The organism is Aeribacillus sp. FSL M8-0254, assembly GCF_038008845.1.
Taxonomy (GTDB): domain Bacteria; phylum Bacillota; class Bacilli; order Bacillales; family Aeribacillaceae; genus Aeribacillus; species Aeribacillus composti.
This window is the reverse complement of sequence record NZ_JBBOZY010000001.1, coordinates 987,526-1,005,450: the sequence shown is the minus strand read 5'-3', so window position 1 is coordinate 1,005,450 and position 17,925 is coordinate 987,526. Positions and strand designations below refer to the sequence as shown.

The window sequence follows — 17,925 nt, the reverse complement described above, 5'->3', positions numbered from 1 at the left end:
TAGGAATCATCGTTTACGGTTTTACCTCTCCGATCACATTTTTTTCACGAACAAAGCCAAAATGCCGGCTGTCCCTGCTGTTTAACCGATTGTCGCCAATGACAAAAATACATTTTTCCGGCACCGCTTCTTTTCCAGTTATTTCTTTTAATGTAAAATTCCCTGTGATTGGATTTCCATATACTTTTTCTTTATTTTTCTTTAAAAATGGCTCCGGTACATATTTCCCATTCACATATAATTTGTCGTTTCGATATTCAATTTTTTCTCCTGGAAGGCCGATGACCCTTTTAACCAAAACTTTCTTTTCGCCGGGCATCTGAAACACGACAATGTCAAACCGTTCAATTTTATTAAACCGATTCGTCAATTTATTTATATAAAAATGATGCCCTTCTTTTAAGGTAGGCTGCATCGATACGCCATCAACAGTGTACGCGGCAAACGCTATATTTTTAATTAAAATGGTTGATAAAAGAGCTGAAGTGACGATTCCCGCAATAACTCGTTTTTTCCTCACGGCTCTTCACCTACTTTTTATCTTTTCGTTTAATTAACGAAACATTTAAACGCTGCTCAATCCTTTTTCCGATAAACCACATGAGCGCCATCACAACAAACACAATGATCAACCGGGCGGGCTCTTCAATCAGCTCCCGTAAATCATACCCTGATAAGCTAAGCATAAAAATCATCACGAGCTTCCCCGATAAAACAGCGAGCGCAAACTGCCACACATTGATTTTGGAAAGACCGGCTACTACATTTACAAGTGCAGAAGGCGTAAAAGGGAAACAGAGCATTAAAAATAAAGGAGCAAAGCCGTGCCGTTCGACCCAGTTCATCATTCGTCTTACTTTTTCATGTCTGCTTAAAAAATTTAAAAAACGCTTCCGGCCAAACTTTCGCACTAAAAAAAACACGAGCAATGCGCCTGCCGATGAACCGATCCACGAGTACAAAAAGCCGAACCAAAGTCCGAATGAATTAGCGTTCGCAATTACAAACAGAATAAGAGGCAAGAACGGAAAAAAAGCCTCAAGCATCGGAAGCAGAATCCCTGGAAGAGGTCCGAGCGCTCGGTATTCTTTAAAGAATCGTTCAACATCTTCTAATGTAATGGAATCGAAAAATGCAATGACATCCATATCTTAATGAACTCCTTACTTCAACATCTCCTTTTATTTTACACCTTTTGAGCATAAGTTGAAAAATTTTGCAGAAAAAAATTAATTGAAATGATTTATTTTCCTGTTTTATAATAAAAATAGAACATATGTTCCGTTTGAAGCGAGGTATTCCCTATGTCGAAAATACCAACCGACATTCGCCATTTGATTGAACAGTCGATCTACTTACCGATGACTGCTACGGTGCTGAGCAAAGACATGAATGTCGTAAAAAAAAGTCCATTCAAGCTGAAAGATCCTTATTTGCATCTAATCGAAGAGGCGTTAAAGCTTGTACAAAAAGATTTGGCAGAGGTTCGCAAAGAATTGCGCAGACAAAAGGTGAAAGTTTTAAAAGCCAAACAGGATGAAGCATTCACAACGTACACTTTCTACTATAACGGCTACGAAGAACACCACAGCTACTTCAACCCAAGAATCCGAAATAAAGTAAATGAACTAATTGAACATTATTTGTTTAAAACTGAAAAAAAATCTGGCATTCCAACCTCTTAGACTTTTTATCTTAGAAGAAAGACAACGGCCAAACCGTTCGCTGCAGAAGATAAGGGAACAGGACTATTTGTTTCGCCCGTTGAATGCCTGTCCCCTTATAACAGAAAAAATGAAATCTCCCCCATTTTCTAACACGGAAAAAAGCACGCAAATTGACAGCTTGCGTGCCGGAAGATAAAGCTTATCCATCTTCTTTTCTGAATTCGCGAACGAGCTGTTCATAAATATATGCATGCTGCTCCTTCGGAAAAAGGATTGTATTCATGCGGCGCTGCTCCTGCTCAATTCTTGAAGAGATAATCGTTCGAAGATGTGCCGTTTTATAAAATTGATGGGAAAAAGAAGATGGAGATATGTCAGCAACTATTTTCTGACCGTTACGGAATATGACTTCCGTACAATTCGAATCTGTTTTCATAAAGCGGGAAATGTGGGAATGGGAAAACCAGGCGCACTGATGCCTTGCGGGTGAATGAGTAGGAAAAAAATAAAGGGAATTGGCAGGATCAATGACAATCGGAAGCTTTTTTGTTATGCCAAGCAGCCCTTTTGATCCTTCAACTCTTCCTTTAAAGCTTGAACCATAATAACGGCAGCTTTGATCAATAACATAAACAGGTCGAATAGGTACTATGCGCTCTCCGCTAGTTTCCAAAATTTTAGCGTACAAGTGATGTTCTTTTCTAAAAGGCAAAATTGCCATTGTTTCCCCATTTACAATACATTTTTCTGCCTCAAACTGCTTCGTACTCACTAGAATTCTTACCTCCTAATTTTTTCTATATAATAGTTCTTTTTTACTGATTTCAATCTATCATAAAAATTCAAAAATTTCTATATTTTTTTTTAAAATTTTTAAATACAAAGCTTTAGATCAAGGCAAGATGTTATTGTTAATATAATTTTTCTAAAAATTACAAATTATAAGTTGATTTTTCCTTCTGAAATCCATATAATATAAAAAAGGCATCAGAGGTGATGGGTTATGGAAAACCGGAAATCTTATTCCGAACTGATGAAGACCCGTTCTGTGAAGGAAAATCCAGAAAACTTCATGATGGATGTATACATCCAAATGATTCTGGACGAAGCATGGTTCAATCATCGAAAAAAAATGCTGGAAGACAAAATTAATGATGCTCTGGACCGAAAAGATAGAGAAAAATTTATGGAGCTATCCAAAGAATATGCGAAATGGGTGCGTTAAATGATAAAAAAAAGCCAATCCCAGAGGATTGGCTCAATCTATGTGAAGGTAATGATTATGGCCAGTCAATTAAGTTGTGGTAAATTGTTCAGCTTCCGTAGACCCTTTTAAAGCGGTTGTAGAAGAAGTACCTCCAGTAATCACTTGGGCAACCTCATCAAAATAACCAGTTCCAACCTCCCTCTGATGCCGTGTTGCTGTATAACCATACTGTTCGCTTCTAAATTCGGCTTGCTGAAGTTCAGAGTAGGCAGCCATTCCATGATCTTTATACTTGCGTGCAAGTTCAAACATGCTGTAATTCAATGCATGGAATCCAGCTAAAGTAACGAATTGGAACTTGTAGCCGTAAGAAGCAATTTCCTTTTGGAAACGTGCGATAGTATCGTCATCAAGCTTTTTCTTCCAGTTAAAGGAAGGCGAGCAGTTATATGCCAATAACTTGCCTGGGAATTCTTTATGAATAGCCTCAGCAAACTTCCGTGCTTCTTCCAAATTAGGTTCAGATGTTTCACACCAAATCATGTCTGCGTATGGCGCATATGCCAAACCTCTAGCAATCGCTTGATCAAGACCAGCGCGAGTGCGGAAAAATCCTTCCTGTGTCCGTTCCCCAGTAATAAACTCTTTATCCCTGTCATCGATGTCGCTTGTGATCAAATCAGCCGCATTGGCGTCAGTGCGAGCAATGATAACAGTCGGAACATTCATCACATCAGCAGCCAGTCTTGCAGCAATCAAATTGCGAATAGCTGTTTGTGTCGGGAGCAAAACTTTTCCGCCTAAATGGCCGCATTTTTTCTCAGAAGACAATTGATCCTCGAAGTGAACAGCAGCTGCTCCTGCTTCAATCATCGCCTTCATCAATTCAAAAACGTTCAACTGACCGCCAAATCCAGCTTCAGCATCCGCAACAATTGGAACGAACCAATCGATTGAATGATCCCCTTCCATATGATGGATCTGATCTGCCCGCTGCAAAGCTTGATTAATCCGCTTTACGACATGCGGCACGCTGTTAGCAGGATACAAGCTTTGATCCGGATACATTTGCCCCGCAAGATTAGCATCTGCTGCCACTTGCCAGCCGCTTAAGTAAATTGCTTTTAATCCGGCTTTTACTTGTTGGACAGCTTGATTTCCTGTCAAAGCTCCGAGGGCATTTACGTATTCCTCAGTTTTCATTAGATTCCAAAATTTTTCTGCTCCTCTTCTGGCAAGAGTATATTCGATTTCAATGGAACCTCTAAGCTTCAACACATCTTCAGCCGAATAAGGGCGTGTAATCCCTTTCCAGCGTTCATCTTTCTCCCAGCTTTCTTGCAATTGTCTCGCTTTTTCTTGTAATGTCATCTTTTCTCTCCCCTTTTTTGAAATATTTTTTAATTTAATCTTTCATAGCCTGGAAGCGTCAGAAAATCTACGAATTCATCATTTCTCACAAGCTCATCAAACAATTTCGCCGCTTCATCAAAACGCCCTTTTTGATAGGCTTCTTCACCTAACTCTTGTTTTATTTTTTCCAGCTCTTCCTGCTTGATTTTTTCATAAAGCTCTATTGTAACCTTCCGTCCGTCTTCCAACACCCCCTTTGGATGACGAATCCATTGCCATACCTGTGCCCTTGAAATTTCTGCCGTTGCAGCATCCTCCATCAAATTGTGGATAGGAGCAGCTCCTCTTCCAGAAAGCCATGATGCAAGATAACGAATGCCGACATCAATGTTCGTTCTTAATCCTTGCTCTGTAATTGTTCCTTCCGGGACTTCAAGAAGCTGTTCTGCTGAAATCTCAACATCTAGCTGTTTATCAATCTGGTTAGGTTGTTTCATATATTGGTCAAAAATTTCTTTGGCAACCGGTACAAGCGCAGGATGTGCCACCCATGTGCCATCGTGTCCATCTTTCGCTTCCCGCTCTTTATCAGCGCGCACTTTTTGGAACGCCTCTTCATTTTTCACCGGATCATCTTTAACCGGAATTTGCGCTGCCATTCCTCCAATGGCATGAACGTTCCGGCGATGGCACGTTTTAATCGCGAGCAGAGAATACGCCCTCATAAACGGAACCGTCATCGTTACTTGCGCCCGATCAGGTAAAATGACGTTTTGATCGTTTCGGAATTTTTTCAGATAGCTAAAAATGTAATCCCATCTGCCGCAATTCAATCCAGCTGAATGCTCTTTCAGCTCGTATAATATTTCGTCCATTTCAAACGCGGCCAATATCGTTTCAATCAGAACGGTTGCTTTAATCGTCCCACGCTTTACCCCCAATTCATCTTGCGCGAAACAGAAAACATCGTTCCACCATCTGGCTTCTAAGTGGCTTTCCAGCTTCGGCAAATAAAAGTAAGGTCCGCTTCCTCTTTTGATCAGTTCTTTTGCATTGTGGAAGAAATATAGGCCAAAATCAAACAGACTGCCTGAAATCCGTTTTCCGTCCAATAGGACATGTTTTTCTTCTAGATGGAGTCCTCTCGGCCGCACGATCAGCGTTGCCGTTTCTTCATTCAGCTTATATACCTTTCCGTTTTCATTCACATATTCAATCGTTTTGTTGACCGCATCCCTTAAGTGAATTTGTCCTTCCACAATATTTTCCCAAGTCGGTGATGTGGCATCTTCAAAGTCCGCCATAAAAACTTTTGCGCCTGAATTTAAGGCATTGATAATCATTTTCCGGTCGACAGGTCCAGTAATTTCAACTCTGCGATCCTGCAAATCTTTTGGAACAGGCGGTATCGTCCAGTCCCCTTTTCGAATATGTTCCGTCTCCTTTAAAAACGACGGCTTCTCCCCTTCATTAATTCGCCTTTCCCGTTCTTTCCTCAGTTCAAGCAGCTCGATTCTTCTTGAACCAAATGTTTGTTCAAGCTTTTCGACGAACTGAAGGGCTTCGTTCGTTAAAATCTCCCTGTAAGAAGGCAGAAGAGTTCCCTTCACTTCCAGCCTAGATGCTGCACTAGCCTTCACGTTTCCTCACCTACCTTGTTATAAAACAGTTTTTAAATTACATTTTTAATATATAACAGATTAATACAGATTGGAAGACTTTTTTGAAAATTCGTTGTTTTCGTTTTCTTATCACATTCAATAAGTTTTTATTAACTTCCCTTTTTCGCTCGTACATCCGATCCATACCTCTATCTCAATCAGCACTTTTTGAAGACTTAAATAATTTTATGTTACTTTTTATAACATGATTTCGTTTTTCAAATTAAAATAATTGTAAAATTTAATAGATTTTACAAAAAAATAGTTGATTTTCAGTGAAAATAACCAATGACAGAATAGCTACCACAAATTATTATGTTATAAAAACGAACATAAAGTGTCACAAACAGAGGAGGAGAGATAAAAATTGGAAGCTGAAAAAGGTGTAAAAAATGCAGCTTTTATTAATCAAAAACCACAATTGGAGAATAAGAAATTAAGAATGCCTCATATTTATGTCATATTGTTTGTTTTAATAATTCTTGCTACAGCCGCTACTTATTTTGTACCTGCTGGCGTTTATGAACGTATTCCAGGACCTGAAGGAAGAACAACGATTGATCCAAACTCATTTGATTTTGTTGAAGCAGCACCTGTAAGTCCTGTTGAATTTATGATGGCAGTCCCAAAAGGATTAGTTGCAGCAAGTGATGTCGTTTTTTTCACTTTGATCATCGGCGGTACATTTGCCGTTATTCGAAAAACAGGACTTATAGAAATAGGAGTAGAGAAACTAGCAAAAACATTTGCTTCCAATGGTATTGTGTTAATTCCAGTTTTAATGACTGTATTCGCAATTATATGCAGTTTAATTGGAACGCAAGAACTGAGTTTAGTTTATATACCTGTAATTCTCCCCCTATTTATTGCTTTAGGATTTGATTCAATGGTGGCGGCGGCGGTTGCTTTAGTTGCAACTACTGCTGGTTTTATGACAGGCTTTCTTAACCCGATTAATACTGGTTTAGGTCAAAAAATTGCAGGACTTCCAATATACTCAGGTATAGAATTTCGCATAGCGGCTTTCGTTGTCTTTGTTTTAGCAGGAATGATTTACATTATGCAATATGCTAAAAAAGTTAAAAAGAATCCTGAAGCAAGCTTAGTATATAAAGACGATCATGCTAAAAGGAATATGTACTTCAATCAATCTGTATCCAAAAGGAATGAAATGAATAAAAAACAAAAAGCTGCTTCTTTTGCCTTGTTATCCTTTTTTGTCTTATTAGTGTACGGTGTTTTAACTCAAGGCTGGTTTATGTTAGAAATGGCTGGACTGTTCATTATAATGGGTGTGGTTGTAGGTCTGATCGCTGGATTAACATTAAACGATATTTGCGAAGCATTTAATGACGGTTTTCGTGAAGTTTTAGTTGGGGCAATCATTGTTGGTATTGCCAGAGCAGTATCAGTAGTTATGGAAGACGGACAAATAATGGACACCATTGTCCATACACTAGGAACGATAGTAGGCGAAATACCAGGAACATTTAGTGTCATCGGGATGTTTATTGTCCAAATGCTATTTAGCTTTTTAATTCCGTCAGGCAGCGGACAAGCATTAGTTACTATGCCGATTTTAGCTCCGCTTTCTGATTTAATCGGAGTTACGAGACAAACAGCTGTTTTGGCCTACCAATTTGGAGACGGGCTAGGCAACATATTATTTCCAACTTCAGGATATTTTATGGCTGCACTAGCACTAGCTGGAGTTTCATGGCAAAAATGGGTTCGCTTTTATGTACCATTATTTTTAATTTGGTTTGGATTATCTGTTATTTTCCTGATCACCGCTCATTTCATTCAGTGGAACGGTTGAATCATGATTTAAAATGAGTCAAAAATTAATAAATCATCATATAAAAAACACGCGGCAAACAAAATGTTTTCCGCGTGCTTTTTGAAATTTTATCGCATTTTTACTTAAAAAACGGCTCCCCTGGCTTTCGACTATCTTCCAATACAAGAATCCCTTTTTCCTTTGGTGCATTGGGCAGGTTTAATTCTTTTGCCGAACAGATCATGCCGCTCGAGGAAATGCCTCTTAGTTCAGCTTCTTTTATCACCATTCCGCTTGGCATAACCGCTCCTACCTTTGCAACAACAACTTTTTGTCCAGCCGCAACATTCGGTGCCCCGCAAACAATTTGAAGCACTTCATCCCCCACATCGACTTTGCATACACTTAATTTGTCAGCGTTCGGATGCTTTTCTTTTTCCAATACATGGCCAACGACAAATTTCGGTGATAAATCCGCCTCCAGCTTATCTGAAAAACCGTTTTGCGCAATTGTTTGATTGATCTTTTCCACCATTTCTGCCGTTACATCTAATTGGCCGTTTCCGTCAAGCGAAAAATAAGAAGTTGCCTGAAAAATGTTGAAGCCTGCTGTTTCATTAGTTTCAGCATCAAATATTTTTACAACATCTCCTTTTCTTTCAAACCGCTTCTGTTCATACGGTATATCTTTTAAAGAGATGATGAGTACATCGCCGATTCCTTCTTTATTGTAAAATACATTCATTGCTTGTCATCGTCTCCTTTCGTCAGTTTTCTGCGGTTTTTTGCCAAAATAAAGATCGGTTCGAGCTTTTTGTTTTCATAAATAAAGGATAAAGCCGTAATCGGCACCCTCCCATTTGTAAAAAAGCTCATCGTCAGCTGTGCCAGCACGTCATAACCCGTTTCATTTCGAATGTCGCCTATGATCAGCACGTCTTGATGAGGAACGCTGACAGCCATATCCCCTTGAACTTTTGATTCATATTCTTTTAAAATTGACTCATTTAAAATCCTGCTGGCATCGTAGCCGTCATTTGAATTAAAAAAATAAAAAACATTGCCTGCGACCTTATCTTCTTTTACTTTTGTCGGCAATGAACGCAAATTAAAGGCAGCCATTTCCTTCAATTGCTGGCGCGTCCAATTCTCCTTCTTCATCATCTGTTCATCAATTAGGCGATACGAATTTCCGAGATCAAGGGCATAATAAATGCGGGTCTCAGCAGTATGATCCTCAAAAATAAGAGGAACGCCATTCGACTCAACCGGAAAGGAAGTTGAGCGAATGACAGGATAAATCTGTTTTTCCTTGCCGCTTAATGCACCTTCATTTTTCATTGCTGAGAGAGACTCGGTTATGTAATAAACGAATTCATCAATCGCTTTTTCTTTTTTTTCGTTCCATTTTGAAATAATACCTGGCAAGGAGAGTGTCAGCCCTTTTTTCAATTCTGGATCTTCGATTCTTAACGTATCCTTTTTTCGATTAAATGAAAAGTGAAATGAGTAATCATTTAACTTCTCTTTTAACAATTCGACCATTTGTTCAGAATTCATAAGGCTGATCATCTCCTTTTTATTTTCTTTATATTAAAGATTTAAGCCATCTAAAAATTGCTGAACTTCCTCTTTTGTTTTCCGATCTTTGCTGACGAAGCGTCCGATCTCTTTTCCCTCGTTAAATGCGATAAAGCTTGGGATGCCAAAAACATTTAATTCTGCGCATAAATCGATATATTCATCCCGATCGACATAATAAAATGCGAACTGCGGATTCTCCTTTTCCAATTCAGGAAGATGCGGCTTAATAAACCCGCAATCTGGACACCAATCAGCCGAAAATACAAATAAAGCATTTTTTCCTTTCGTAAGCTCCCAAAAATGATCAACAGATTGAATGTTTTCCATCTCTAAAAGTCTCCTTTTATCTTTTTTCATTGGCATCGTAACAAATCTCAGCAAAAAAAGCTACTAACTCGCATGCCTAGCCGATCAAAGTTCATTTTTTTTGGAAAATTGATATTGTCCTATTAACAGCTTCACGATATGTGCAAACATTTCTTTCCGGTCGATAAAGCCGTTTGTAAAGATTCCAATTGCTCCTTCTCGATGTCTCACATTTCTTTTTTTCGCATATGCATCCATTACATCTCCAAGCTCCAAGCCTTTTTTCAACGGTTCAAGAAATTCATTCGGGAGCGGGATTCTCGCCCCATACCCGTCAAGTTAGCGGTATAAAATTTTTTAGGATGATACGCATGTTCGAAAAATCAATCAAAGGATGAAGAGAAAACCAAATGCTGGGCATGCCAAATAACCCTCAAGAAGAGGGTTATTTGGCATTTATATCCATGACCCACACTACCATATCCCCAATTTCTTTAAAAGATCCGATACCGTTTCCTCTCCTTTCCTTCGGTCTTTCCTCGCGTGTTTCCTTAACAGAGATAGGAGAGATGGAAGGGCGGTTTCCATCGCTTGGGGATGCAAAAGAAACCGATGCCAATACGATTGGAGGATATTAAGCGCTTTCCATTCACTGATCTCGATTCCCTCCCGTTGATGCCAATACCTTCGGGCTTGGAACAGAAGAGTCTGCGTGACTAAAATGGCAATCAATGTCCCATATAAGTGGCATTCGAATCGTTCCTTCTTCATCTTTTTGACACGGTCAAGATCAAATAAGGATTTCCAGCCCTTAAATAACAGCTCCACTTGCCAGCGCAGCGAATACAGCTCATAAACTTGTTGCGCATCAAACGATTCTTGTGGTAAATTGGTCAGTAAGATGTGATATTTCTTTTGTTCAAGGGTTTGGCGTGACAGCGCCTTCCCTTTCTTTTTTTCCTTTTTCCGCACATACGTCAGCCGTTTTTCCCATTCTTCCGCCGTGAGACGGCGAAAAATCAGACGCGGAACATACAGGCGTTGGTGTCCGATATACACGTGTTCCACTTCCACGGCTTCCCCCTCGCCCAATCGATTTCCTATCGATTCCCAATCCCATTCGTGCCACTCCCCGTCCTGTTTGATATAGACTTTGATATCGGAACGCAACCGGGTAATATAATAAGCACCTCGAGCATCGATCTCCGCCAGCGTGGCGAGTGAAAAAAACCCCAGATCCCGAATGCAAAGGTCATTCGGTAAAATCGTGTGCTGGGTATGATAAGCAAAACGGGCATCGGAATCATTGGCCTGTTGGACGCACAGCTGAAGACAGGTTCCCGATAACAGCTCATACTCAAATTGGATTTTGGCGCCAGATGAAACCGAACCTTGATAGTCCTCACCATAGTCGGCCGGAAGTAAAAAACTGGTAGAGTCTAAGATCCGCAGACGGGTGAAACAAGCGCGATACGTCTCGGTGATGGAAGAGAGTGCCGGACGTTGATGCATCAGGAGAGTAAAAAAGACCTCTTTTAAAAACGCCACGGCACGAGGCGTAAACCGCTGATTCAGTCCTTCATTCGAGAGAGAGCAATCATGCCAGAGCGCCAAATCGGCACACAACCGCTGAAGCGACTGACAGGCGAGCGATCCGTCTCCCCAAGCACATAGCGTCAGAAAGGCTTCCGCTGTTAATGAACGCTGCCGCTGAATGAATCCGACTTTCCGTGCCAGACGGGTCAGTTCTTCAGAGGAGAAGAGTTGACGAATCGTTTTTATCCATGCCTTCATCTTTTTTGCCATCAAAAAATAATCCTTTCCAACGATGATTTTCGTTAGAAAGGATACCATGTTTTTGGCGCTGAAAAAAGATCAAATTCTTAACTTGATGGCTATGGATTCTCGCCCCTCCAGCAATATATTCATTTCCATCTTTATCAATTAATGCACCCCAATTGCATAAAAACAATCCGCGAGATGTAACATCCACACCTCCCTCAAGACCAACCGAAAGATCCGGTTTAACTTTTTCAAAAACATTTTTTGCCCGATTTAATGCCCCCTGCAATGTTTCCTCATCGGAAAATGGCTGCGTTGAAACCCCGGATGGAACATCAACTGAGATGAATTCCATGTTCTTCTCTTCCAAAAGAGAAAAGGTCTCCTTCACCGCATTGATTTTCGCCGGGTTTTTCGATCCGATTGCGACATTCATTTTTTCCCTCCGGAATGTTTTATGTTAAACGTTTTGTTTAATCTTTTCAACAGTGGATCGATCGCAAGCTTTTATGAGCTTCACAAGCAATTCTTTTGCTGCTAAATAATCATCGACATGGATCATCGAAGCATGAGTATGAATATATCGGGCGCATATTCCGATTACCGCTGAAGGCACACCGCTGCCAGAAATATGTACTCGGCCTGCATCTGTTCCGCCTTGGGATGTAAAATATTGATATGGAATATTGTTTGTTTCAGCTGTGTCAAGAATAAATTCCCGCATTCCCCGATGAGTGACCATTGTCCGATCATAAATTCTCAGCAGAACACCTTTTCCAAGCTGACCAAATTCGTTTTTGTCCCCGCTCATGTCGTTGGCAGGACTCGCATCCAATGCAAAAAAGATGTCCGGCTTAATCAAATTGGCGGCCGTTTGCGCTCCCCTTAACCCTACTTCTTCTTGGACAGTCGCTCCAGAATACAAAACGTTTGGCAATGTTTCATCTTTCACTTCTTCCAACAGCTCAATGGCCAGCCCGCATCCATACCTGTTGTCCCAAGCTTTTGCCAAAATTTTTTTCGAATTAGCCATCGGCGTAAACGGGCAGACCGGAACAATTTGCTGTCCTGGCTTGATTCCTATGGCTTCCGCATCTGAGCGATTATCAGCACCGATATCAATCAGCATATTTTTAATCTCCATCGGCTTTTTCCGAACTTCCTCATTGAGCAAATGCGGAGGGATGGATGCGATCACGCCGATCACCGGACCGCGTTCAGTTATAATTTGCACGCGCTGCGCCAGCAAAACCTGACTCCACCATCCTCCCAGCGGTTGAAAGCGGATCATTCCATTTTCTGTAATAGATGTGACCATAAAGCCTACCTCGTCCATATGGCCTGCAATCATTATAGTTGGTCCATCCTCGCTGCCTTTTTTCACTCCAAAAATGCTGCCGAGTTTGTCTTGAACGATCTCATCTGCATATTTTTCTAGCTCTTTGCGCATAAATGAGCGAACAGCGTGTTCATTGCCTGATGCACCCGGCAGCTCTGTTAATGTTTTAAATAAATCCAACGTTTCGTTGTTCATGTTTATATCCATTCCTTTCGCTTCGCTCAAGGCACAAAACGTAATGAAACAATTGTGCCACCGGCGTTATTTTTATTATTCTAAAGTCATAGGGATAACAGTCAACTACAAATCACGCGGAGGTGAGTGGGCCACTCTGGTTGCAGGGTGACCGCATGTTTATATGTGTAGATTGCCTTTCCAAGCACAAATAAGTGTGACTTCGAGCACGCAGACTTATCTTTGTATAAACAACTACTCGTTTATTGCTGGGCAATCAGTCAATGCTGTCTATCCCTTTAATAACGTGAAAGGAGTTATCCCTATGGGATTAAAGATTGTTTATCCAATATGCTGTGGGATTGATGTCCACAAAACCTTTGTTGTTGCCTGTATTGCTTCTACCAACAAAGGTGTCACTACTTACAAACGCCATCGCTTTTCTACCTATACAAAAGGATTGAAAGAGCTGTCACAATGGCTTTGTGAAAATAACTGTAAGGATGTTTGTATGGAATCTACCGGGAAATACTGGATTCCCGTGTTTAATGTTCTAGAGGATTCCTGTAACATTACTCTTGCACATCCAAAATATGTTAAGGCTATCCGTGGTAAAAAAACTGATAAAAAAGATGCCAAATGGATTGCCGATTTATTTAAGCATGATCTAGTAGCTGGAAGCTTTATGCCACCACTTGAGATTAGACAGCTGCGTGACCTTATGCGCTATCGTTTTAAACTGACTAATTTTATGTCAAGTGAGAAGAACCGTCTTCAAAACAGTTTAACCGTGTCTAACATCCAGCTTGGAAATGTTGTTTCAGATACCTTCGGCAAAAGCTCTATGAACATCATTGAAAAGCTCCTTAAGAACCCTTTAGACACTTCTTTTGATATTGAACCTTTAATCCACGGCTCCATGAAGAGTAAACTGCCTGAATTGGAGTTAGCCATTGACGGATATATTACACCGGAGCAGGCTGATAAATTAAAGGTCATTAAACAGCACTATGAAGATCTTCAATCTCGTAAAGCAGATCTTGAAAAAATTATCCTTTCTCTTGCCGAGTCCTACACAGAAGAAATCAACTTAATCTTAACTGTTCCGTCCTTTAAGAACATTTTTTCCGCCATTGCCGTGGTTTCGGAAATAGGTGTTAATATGGACGTGTTTCCGACAGCTAAGCATTTATGTTCCTGGGCAGGACTAACACCCACGAATAACGAGAGTGCCGGCAAGAAAAAGTCAGTAAGAATTTCGAGAGCTGGCTGCTACATCAAGCCTCTTTTGGTACAGTGTGCAACTGCTGTGGTCAAAAGTGAAAAGCATCCCGAAATTCGAAACCGCTACTTAAAACTTAAAAAACGTCGTGGTCACAAACGAGCAATTATTGCAATTGCCCGAATGCTGTTAACAGCTATATACAACATTCTCAAAAAGAAAGAGCCGTATAATCCAGAATTATATAAAAAATCAGACGTTCTTCCAGTAAACCGTGAGATCACGGTAGAACAAGCGATTTTATTAGCTAAAAGTCAAGGTTTTCGAGTGACGGCAGTTACAACTTGATGATCAATCAACCAAATATTTCCAATAAAGTCATCGATGGATGGCTTGTTTTGCTATGCCTATTTTTATTACTTGGAACCCAAAGTATTTATTTCAGACTTATATCCCCTTCTTTAGCTTAATTTAGACCATCACGTACACAAAATATGTATAAACTTATTTTAGCGAATGATGAATGTATATTCCACAAATGTAACAAAACTGCGTTATACTAATAGTAAATTGTTTAAGGAGGGAGGGAAGATTGTGAAATGGAAAAATTTTCTGATCGGCTTTGCAGCAGGGATTGCCGTCGGATATGTATTAAAAAACGAATATAAAAAGCCGTTTCTTTCGCCGGAAAAAGCACTTGAATCGGTGAAAAAAGCTTTTAAACAAAAAGGCCCGATCAACGGATCCTGGATTTACACCATCCCGCAAGATTATGAAAAAAATGATATATCTTATAAAGTGTATGAGGCAGGAATCAGCCGTTTTTATAAAGGGAAAACTGAACAGTTTGAAGTAATTGTCGATGCATCGAGCGGAACCATTTTACATGTAAATCAGCTTTCCTCTTAACAAGAAACAGAGAAAACGAATTTCTTTGTCTCTTTGGGGAGTGAAAAAAATGGGGATTGTTAAAAAAGGTGTGACGATTTTACATTTTGATGAAACATACCATTATCAAAGAAAATTACAATCGTATTCTCACGAATGCATTGATTTCACTGATTTAGAAGGAACCCGGCTGTTTTGTGACGGACAATCGTTAAAAGTAATAAAAAGAAAGCTGTTGAGCCGCAAGCAAAAAGGAATTACGTTCATCGGCAGCGGCGATTATCACTATGTTACATATCTCCTGTTGAATGAAATAAAACTTCCGTTTACCCTTCTTCTATTTGACCATCATACAGACTTAGACGATTCTGCAATCGGGAGGAACATGCCAATTTCTTGCGGCTCATGGTTATCTTTTGCGCTAAAAGACAATCCTTTTTTAACAAAAGCCATTATCATCGGTCCAAAATGGACAGAAAAACAAGAAATAGAAAAAGTCAAGGTCATCCCGTATACACCTGAAAATCATCCGTATATTTTACAACAAATTCAACAAATACAAAATGATTTTGTTTATATTAGCATCGACAAAGATGTTTTAAAAAAAGGGGAGGCGGTGACAAACTGGGACCAAGGTACAATGAGTGCTGCGACATTGCTTTTTTATTTGCGGACAATATTAAATGAAAAAAAAGTGATCGGCCTCGATGTTTGCGGCGAGGCGCCGCGTAAAAGACTGGCTTTCTCTTTTCTCGAAGATCGAATGACGAATAAAAATGAAACGATAAATCTGAACATTTTAAAAATGTGCTTACGGAATCCTCACGTGTACGAAACAAACCAATTCGCCTAAAGTTTTTGCTTAAGCAAAAGACTGAAGAATGCAGAAGATTCATCCCTCGAAGATTCCATTTTTTATCAAAAAAAACATCCCGCACACTATCGTGCAGGGATGTTTGTCTTTACCGAATTTTCACTTTCGCAATTTCACTTCCGCCCTATAAATCTTTTGTCCTTTTTTGGAAAATTTCTCTTCGTATTCCGTCATTACATTGTCTGTAAAATCACTTTGGTGAAGATCTAAACTTACCCATTTCAATAAAAATCCGTATTCGGAAAAACTGACAAGCGAATATTCAAACAGCCTTTGATTATCCGTTTTAAAATGAATTTCACCTTCATCAGCTAAAATGCTCTCAAAAATGGAAAGAAAGGAATGATGTGTCAAACGCCGCTTCGCATGGCGTTTTTTTGGCCAAGGATCTGAAAAATTTAAATAGATTCGCTCAACCTCGCCTTTCACAAAAATTTCAGCTAACTGGCTCGCATTTACGTTCATAAGCTTTACATTCGGAAGTTCATCTTCTTTTAATTTTTTTAAAGCCGAGACGAGGACGCTTTCCTGAAGCTCAATGCCGATATAATTAATATGCGGATTTTGCTTCCCCATACCGACAATAAACTGTCCTTTGCCGGTGCCGACTTCTATATGAACGGGATGCTCATTCCCGAACAAATCGTTCCATTTCCCTTTCCATTCAAAAGGCTGCTGTATAACAAATTGGGGATGATTTCTTAAAAAATCTCCGGCCCAAGGCTTATTTCTTAAACGCATATTCCACCTCTGTTTATTTTTTTACTATGTCAAAAGAGCCGTATACTGAACGGCTCTTTATTGTATAGAAATCGAAATAATGTATATTCTAATCAATAAAGAAATGGGGTGAGAATGAATGCAATTGAATTATCGTGATCAACTGATGCTTCTGAAAGATATTTTATCTGAACATGAAAGTGAATGCTGCGGATCAGTAGCGGAATATGAGCAATTAGAGCGCCTCATTCGGTCATTAATGGCCAATACTGAAGTTAATGATCAGTTAAAGCAATCGCTTGAAACAATATATACTTATTGCCAAAACGGGAAAAATTCCAGCGATATAACCGATTTTATCGCCTCACATCAAGGGCAGTTGACTCAATGGCTTGAGGATATCAATGCCCTTTCCTAAGCAAAGCATTTAAAAATTCCAGCTGCTCCGCCATTTCTTTTTCATTGTTTTTCTTTCTCAAAAAAGAGATGGACAAAATGACTTGAGCTAACATATACCAATGCATGCGAACTTTTAAATCGTCCGTTAAATCAGCTCCGTATTTTTTCAGCCATTCATCCCATTCACTTTCAGGAATGTAAGTATATAACAGCATTCCTAAATCAATCGCCGGATCGGCAATCATTGCTCCATCCCAATCGATTAAATACAATTGGTTGTCCTCAGATAAAAGCCAGTTGTTATGATGAATATCACAATGGCAAACAACAGCTTCTTTATGCTGCACCTCTGTCACGTTTTGTTCCAAATAACATAGTGCTTGTCGAATAACCGGAAGCTCCAAAAGCTCCAAATCCGCTGCTTTTTTTACATTTTCGAGCAGCGTTTCAGGCGAGAGCGGCTCTTTTCCTAAACGTTTTAACATATCAAGTAGTTCATACGACCGATGGATTTTCTTTAGGAGCTCCGCAACGTGCTCGTTTTTCATATCTTTCGGTTTTAAACCGCGCCCGTTTAGCCAATGCTGCGCCGTAATCACATCACCGTTTTCCATTCTTTTCGTCCAAACGAGCTTAGGAACAATTCCTTCCGCTGACAAAACAGCTAAAAACGGCGAAGAATTGCGTTTTAAGAACAGTTTTTTTCCATTTTTTTCAGCATAAAAGGCTTCTCCTGTCGCTCCTCCTGCCGGAGATATTTCCCAATCGCTACCTAATACGTCTTCCAACCAATTCACCTTCAATTTCAAGCCCACATTTCGTTAGTAGATTCACCCTGCGCAATAAAAAAGACAGCTATTGAATTGAATGAGATGTTTCCAATAGCTATCCATAATAAATTTTATCTTCTAACAGTCTTTTTCGTCAAGAAAAAGTAAAAACATACCCTCATACTTCCATAAAGAACAA

General features: G+C 39.7%; 20 protein-coding genes and 1 pseudogene. 7 read left to right on the top strand and 14 right to left on the bottom strand.

What is annotated here, in order from left to right; genetic code table 11:
* Positions 1 to 13 precede the first annotated feature (13 nt).
* Both lepB and NSQ44_RS05060 read right to left on the bottom strand, forming a co-directional pair.
* Positions 14 to 520, bottom strand: coding sequence for a signal peptidase I (lepB, locus tag NSQ44_RS05065; RefSeq protein WP_340855374.1), 507 nt, complete (start codon positions 518 to 520; stop codon positions 14 to 16).
* Between the two features lie 10 nt (positions 521 to 530).
* Positions 531 to 1,148 carry a TVP38/TMEM64 family protein gene (locus NSQ44_RS05060; RefSeq protein ID WP_340786055.1) on the bottom strand — a complete coding sequence of 206 codons (618 nt, stop codon included), beginning with the start codon at positions 1,146 to 1,148 and terminating at the stop codon, positions 531 to 533.
* A gap of 156 nt (positions 1,149 to 1,304) precedes the next feature.
* Here NSQ44_RS05060 and NSQ44_RS05055 point away from each other — a divergent pair, with 156 nt between their 5' ends.
* Complete coding sequence (locus NSQ44_RS05055) at positions 1,305 to 1,685, top strand: hypothetical protein (RefSeq protein WP_340855371.1); 381 nt, start codon at positions 1,305 to 1,307, stop codon at positions 1,683 to 1,685.
* Between the two features lie 181 nt (positions 1,686 to 1,866).
* Here the strand turns inward: NSQ44_RS05055 and NSQ44_RS05050 are convergent, their stop codons facing one another.
* The gene (locus NSQ44_RS05050) at positions 1,867 to 2,439 is read right to left on the bottom strand and encodes a competence protein ComK (RefSeq protein ID WP_082829581.1); all 573 of its coding nucleotides are present in this window, start codon (positions 2,437 to 2,439) and stop codon (positions 1,867 to 1,869) included.
* 231 nt (positions 2,440 to 2,670) lie between these two features.
* Between NSQ44_RS05050 and NSQ44_RS05045 the strand changes: the two genes are divergently transcribed.
* Positions 2,671 to 2,892, top strand: coding sequence for an IDEAL domain-containing protein (locus tag NSQ44_RS05045; RefSeq protein WP_063386620.1), 222 nt, complete (start codon positions 2,671 to 2,673; stop codon positions 2,890 to 2,892).
* A gap of 69 nt (positions 2,893 to 2,961) precedes the next feature.
* Here the strand turns inward: NSQ44_RS05045 and aceA are convergent, their stop codons facing one another.
* Both aceA and aceB read right to left on the bottom strand, forming a co-directional pair.
* On the bottom strand, positions 2,962 to 4,245 hold the full coding sequence (gene aceA / locus NSQ44_RS05040; RefSeq protein WP_063386619.1) for an isocitrate lyase: 1,284 nt from the start codon (positions 4,243 to 4,245) through the stop codon (positions 2,962 to 2,964).
* A 29-nt stretch (positions 4,246 to 4,274) separates the two neighbouring features.
* Complete coding sequence (aceB, locus tag NSQ44_RS05035) at positions 4,275 to 5,837, bottom strand: malate synthase A (RefSeq protein WP_445659521.1); 1,563 nt, start codon at positions 5,835 to 5,837, stop codon at positions 4,275 to 4,277.
* Between the two features lie 418 nt (positions 5,838 to 6,255).
* On the opposite strand from aceB, the gene NSQ44_RS05030 reads away from it, so the two are divergent.
* Positions 6,256 to 7,707, top strand: a complete 1,452-nt coding sequence (locus tag NSQ44_RS05030; RefSeq protein WP_340855363.1) for a YfcC family protein — start codon at positions 6,256 to 6,258, stop codon at positions 7,705 to 7,707.
* Between the two features lie 100 nt (positions 7,708 to 7,807).
* Here NSQ44_RS05030 and ytpR read toward each other — a convergent pair whose 3' ends face one another.
* The 7 genes and pseudogenes from ytpR to NSQ44_RS04995 all read right to left on the bottom strand — a co-directional run bounded on the left by ytpR (position 7,808) and on the right by NSQ44_RS04995 (position 12,874).
* Entirely contained in the window at positions 7,808 to 8,413 is a 606-nt protein-coding gene (ytpR, locus tag NSQ44_RS05025) for a YtpR family tRNA-binding protein (protein ID WP_063386617.1), read from the bottom strand.
* The gene (locus tag NSQ44_RS05020) at positions 8,410 to 9,228 is read right to left on the bottom strand and encodes a DUF1444 domain-containing protein (RefSeq protein WP_340855360.1); all 819 of its coding nucleotides are present in this window, start codon (positions 9,226 to 9,228) and stop codon (positions 8,410 to 8,412) included. The genes ytpR and NSQ44_RS05020 overlap by 4 nt, the downstream gene beginning before the upstream one ends.
* A 33-nt stretch (positions 9,229 to 9,261) precedes the next feature.
* The gene (locus NSQ44_RS05015) at positions 9,262 to 9,579 is read right to left on the bottom strand and encodes a thioredoxin family protein (RefSeq protein ID WP_063386615.1); all 318 of its coding nucleotides are present in this window, start codon (positions 9,577 to 9,579) and stop codon (positions 9,262 to 9,264) included.
* Positions 9,580 to 9,663: 84 nt separating this feature from the next.
* Positions 9,664 to 9,879 (bottom strand): annotated as a pseudogene (locus NSQ44_RS05010) (DUF84 family protein); the annotation flags it as partial.
* 153 nt (positions 9,880 to 10,032) lie between these two features.
* Positions 10,033 to 11,364 (bottom strand): IS4 family transposase, encoded by a 1,332-nt coding sequence (locus NSQ44_RS05005; protein ID WP_044899035.1) that lies wholly within the window; start codon positions 11,362 to 11,364, stop codon positions 10,033 to 10,035.
* Complete coding sequence (locus NSQ44_RS05000; protein ID WP_340855356.1) at positions 11,309 to 11,776, bottom strand: DUF84 family protein; 468 nt, start codon at positions 11,774 to 11,776, stop codon at positions 11,309 to 11,311. The genes NSQ44_RS05005 and NSQ44_RS05000 overlap by 56 nt, the downstream gene beginning before the upstream one ends.
* Before the next feature lie 24 nt (positions 11,777 to 11,800).
* The gene (locus NSQ44_RS04995; RefSeq protein WP_340855354.1) at positions 11,801 to 12,874 is read right to left on the bottom strand and encodes a M42 family metallopeptidase; all 1,074 of its coding nucleotides are present in this window, start codon (positions 12,872 to 12,874) and stop codon (positions 11,801 to 11,803) included.
* 304 nt (positions 12,875 to 13,178) lie between these two features.
* Here NSQ44_RS04995 and NSQ44_RS04990 point away from each other — a divergent pair, with 304 nt between their 5' ends.
* The 3 genes from NSQ44_RS04990 to NSQ44_RS04980 all read left to right on the top strand — a co-directional run bounded on the left by NSQ44_RS04990 (position 13,179) and on the right by NSQ44_RS04980 (position 15,816).
* Positions 13,179 to 14,423, top strand: a complete 1,245-nt coding sequence (locus NSQ44_RS04990; protein ID WP_445659520.1) for an IS110 family transposase — start codon at positions 13,179 to 13,181, stop codon at positions 14,421 to 14,423.
* Positions 14,424 to 14,669: 246 nt separating this feature from the next.
* The gene (locus NSQ44_RS04985) at positions 14,670 to 14,984 is read left to right on the top strand and encodes a PepSY domain-containing protein (protein ID WP_063386612.1); all 315 of its coding nucleotides are present in this window, start codon (positions 14,670 to 14,672) and stop codon (positions 14,982 to 14,984) included.
* Between the two features lie 49 nt (positions 14,985 to 15,033).
* Positions 15,034 to 15,816, top strand: a complete 783-nt coding sequence (locus NSQ44_RS04980; RefSeq protein WP_339211130.1) for an arginase family protein — start codon at positions 15,034 to 15,036, stop codon at positions 15,814 to 15,816.
* A 120-nt stretch (positions 15,817 to 15,936) separates the two neighbouring features.
* On the opposite strand, the gene trmB is transcribed toward NSQ44_RS04980, so the two are convergent.
* The gene (gene trmB / locus NSQ44_RS04975) at positions 15,937 to 16,578 is read right to left on the bottom strand and encodes a tRNA (guanosine(46)-N7)-methyltransferase TrmB (RefSeq protein WP_340855350.1); all 642 of its coding nucleotides are present in this window, start codon (positions 16,576 to 16,578) and stop codon (positions 15,937 to 15,939) included.
* Between the two features lie 118 nt (positions 16,579 to 16,696).
* On the opposite strand from trmB, the gene NSQ44_RS04970 reads away from it, so the two are divergent.
* On the top strand, positions 16,697 to 16,975 hold the full coding sequence (locus NSQ44_RS04970; RefSeq protein WP_327873519.1) for a YtzH-like family protein: 279 nt from the start codon (positions 16,697 to 16,699) through the stop codon (positions 16,973 to 16,975).
* Here NSQ44_RS04970 and NSQ44_RS04965 read toward each other — a convergent pair.
* Complete coding sequence (locus tag NSQ44_RS04965) at positions 16,959 to 17,753, bottom strand: phosphotransferase family protein (protein ID WP_094246454.1); 795 nt, start codon at positions 17,751 to 17,753, stop codon at positions 16,959 to 16,961. The two genes, NSQ44_RS04970 and NSQ44_RS04965, sit on opposite strands and share 17 nt — an antisense overlap.
* Between the last annotated feature and the right edge of the window lie 172 nt (positions 17,754 to 17,925).

Excerpts from the sequence above, each read along its gene's own strand:
- trmB (WP_340855350.1), bottom strand. The coding sequence starts at position 16,578 with ATGCGTTTAAGAAATAAGCCTTGGGCCGGAGATTTTTTAAGAAATCAT.
- NSQ44_RS05055 (WP_340855371.1), top strand. The coding sequence starts at position 1,305 with ATGTCGAAAATACCAACCGACATTCGCCATTTGATTGAACAGTCGATC.
- NSQ44_RS05060 (WP_340786055.1), bottom strand. The coding sequence starts at position 1,148 with ATGGATGTCATTGCATTTTTCGATTCCATTACATTAGAAGATGTTGAA.
- NSQ44_RS04995 (WP_340855354.1), bottom strand. The coding sequence starts at position 12,874 with ATGAACAACGAAACGTTGGATTTATTTAAAACATTAACAGAGCTGCCG.
- NSQ44_RS05005 (WP_044899035.1), bottom strand. The coding sequence starts at position 11,364 with ATGGCAAAAAAGATGAAGGCATGGATAAAAACGATTCGTCAACTCTTC.
- ytpR (WP_063386617.1), bottom strand. The coding sequence starts at position 8,413 with ATGAATGTATTTTACAATAAAGAAGGAATCGGCGATGTACTCATCATC.
- NSQ44_RS05015 (WP_063386615.1), bottom strand. The coding sequence starts at position 9,579 with ATGGAAAACATTCAATCTGTTGATCATTTTTGGGAGCTTACGAAAGGA.
- NSQ44_RS05000 (WP_340855356.1), bottom strand. The coding sequence starts at position 11,776 with ATGAATGTCGCAATCGGATCGAAAAACCCGGCGAAAATCAATGCGGTG.
- NSQ44_RS04970 (WP_327873519.1), top strand. The coding sequence starts at position 16,697 with ATGCAATTGAATTATCGTGATCAACTGATGCTTCTGAAAGATATTTTA.
- NSQ44_RS04980 (WP_339211130.1), top strand. The coding sequence starts at position 15,034 with ATGGGGATTGTTAAAAAAGGTGTGACGATTTTACATTTTGATGAAACA.
- NSQ44_RS05045 (WP_063386620.1), top strand. The coding sequence starts at position 2,671 with ATGGAAAACCGGAAATCTTATTCCGAACTGATGAAGACCCGTTCTGTG.
- aceA (WP_063386619.1), bottom strand. The coding sequence starts at position 4,245 with ATGACATTACAAGAAAAAGCGAGACAATTGCAAGAAAGCTGGGAGAAA.
- NSQ44_RS04990 (WP_445659520.1), top strand. The coding sequence starts at position 13,179 with ATGGGATTAAAGATTGTTTATCCAATATGCTGTGGGATTGATGTCCAC.
- NSQ44_RS05020 (WP_340855360.1), bottom strand. The coding sequence starts at position 9,228 with ATGAATTCTGAACAAATGGTCGAATTGTTAAAAGAGAAGTTAAATGAT.